Consider the following 1,728-nt stretch of genomic DNA (forward strand, 5'->3'; position numbering starts at 1 on the left):
GCCGGCGCCGGCACCGCGTCCTCGACCTCCGCACGGCCGTACTCCTCCTCGTACCGGCGAATCACCTCACCCACCGGCAACGCCGGCCACAACGTGGCCTCACCACTGTCCCGGGCGATCACCAGCCGCTGCGCCCCCGCATCCGAACGCGGACCCTCCGCACGGTCCTCGCCCCACACCACGAAGCCCAGCTCGAACTCCCGCACCCGCACCTCACGATGCTGGTACGCGGGCACATCCCCGTTGATCCACTCCTCGGCGCGCTCCTGCGCCTGCGCGAACGTCACCATCGCGAAGCTCACTCCCCCGCCGAAGAGACCGGAACGGCACGCGCGAAACCGCCGTCCACCATCAGGTTCGCCACCGTCTCCAACTCCGGCGGATTCCCCGCCAACCGCGCCAGGAAGACGTCGAAATCATCACCGCACGGCAGCAACAACCGCTCCACCCGCTCAGCCGGCGACCACGACGGATCCACATCCCGCGCATCGTCGTACGCACAGAACCACACCGAACCGACCCGCTCGCCCTTCACCTTCACCGCGAGCAGACCACCCTGCACAAAACCGACGCCCAGGTAATCCTTCGTCAGATGGTCACGCAGGCACTTGTTGACGTACACCAGGTCATTGACCGCCGCCTCGTCCCGCACCGTGAAGAACGGCTGATCCAGCAACAACCCCAGCTCGGCATCGAGCGCCGCACCCACCGGCGCCGCACCACCCGCCGCCTTCAGGAACGAACGGTAGGCACCCGGCAACCGGTAGCCCAGGTCCTCCTCCACGCCCTGCACCTGCGACTCCGACACCGCCACACCCGACTTCGGCAGCCCGAAGTGCGCCGGACGCGTCTCCTGCAACGGCCGCGTACCCCGCTTGCCCTGGTCCACCCGCGCCGTCGCCACCCCACCGTGATGCCGCAACAACGCCTTCACCTCGACCGGAACCAACTCCAGCCGCCGCGAACCCACCACGTGATGCCACGTCCAGCCGTGCGGCGTCGCCACCGCAGGCACCGTGTCCCACAACTCGTGCCCCGACGCCGCGAGCGCCGCGTTCGCCGACACATAGTCCGTCAGCCGCAACTCGTCGACGCCGAAACCCTCCGGCGGATCGGCGATCTCCGCCGCCGCGCGCGCGTACGGCGAGAAAACCGGGTAACCGCGCTCGTCGATCCGTACCCCTCTCGGGTGACGTGCCGCCCGGACCGGATCCGGGAAGTGCACGACCTGCCCGGCATAGGCCGCGTTCGGCGGCGCGGCTTGCTGCCCGAGCCGACCTGTCGTCATGGCGGTTGCCCCCTGCGGCGTTCTCTCTGGCCTGAACGGCGGTGTCGATCGCGGATGGCGACAGCCTATGCGGTACACGAACCCCGGTCACCGGCCCACCACCCCACCCCCGCACTTCCCGCCTCCGCTTTCGTGACCAGCCGTCACCCCACCGTGACAGCCCGCCCAAACCCGGGCGTGTCGCACCGCCCCAGCTTCCGCACCAGCCACGGCATTTGGCACTCTGTGTCCTTCGGGGGATGCCCGGGGAGGGGACAACGATCATGAATACCTTGCAGACCGGAGGTAACGAGGTGCGGGCAGGCGACCCCCGCATCGGCTGGAGCGGCTCCGACACACCCCCCACCCCCACCCTCCTCCACCGCCGCGACGGCATCCTCCCCACCGTCGCCGCCGCCCTCTCCGTACGCGGCTCCACCCTCACCGGCACCGCCGCCCGC

At 70.0% G+C, this 1,728-nt stretch carries 1 protein-coding gene and 2 pseudogenes; 1 reads left to right on the top strand and 2 read right to left on the bottom strand.

All coding sequences use genetic code 11. The annotated features are described in order from the left end of the window. A pseudogene (locus tag BEK98_RS45280) lies at positions 1-290 on the bottom strand (SUKH-4 family immunity protein); the annotation flags it as partial. A gap of 8 nt (positions 291-298) precedes the next feature. Continuing rightward, positions 299-1,288 carry an SMI1/KNR4 family protein gene (locus tag BEK98_RS45285; protein WP_094222671.1) on the bottom strand — a complete coding sequence of 330 codons (990 nt, stop codon included), beginning with the start codon at positions 1,286-1,288 and terminating at the stop codon, positions 299-301. A 263-nt stretch (positions 1,289-1,551) separates the two neighbouring features. On the opposite strand from BEK98_RS45285, the pseudogene BEK98_RS51500 reads away from it, so the two are divergent. Continuing rightward, positions 1,552-1,728, top strand: a pseudogene (locus BEK98_RS51500) (YwqJ-related putative deaminase); the annotation flags it as partial.

Source organism: Streptomyces diastatochromogenes (assembly GCF_002242805.1).
GTDB lineage: Bacteria > Actinomycetota > Actinomycetes > Streptomycetales > Streptomycetaceae > Streptomyces > Streptomyces diastatochromogenes.

Bases quoted from the DNA above. Each gene is read 5' to 3' on its own strand.
- BEK98_RS45285 (WP_094222671.1), bottom strand. From the start codon at position 1,288: ATGACGACAGGTCGGCTCGGGCAGCAAGCCGCGCCGCCGAACGCGGCC.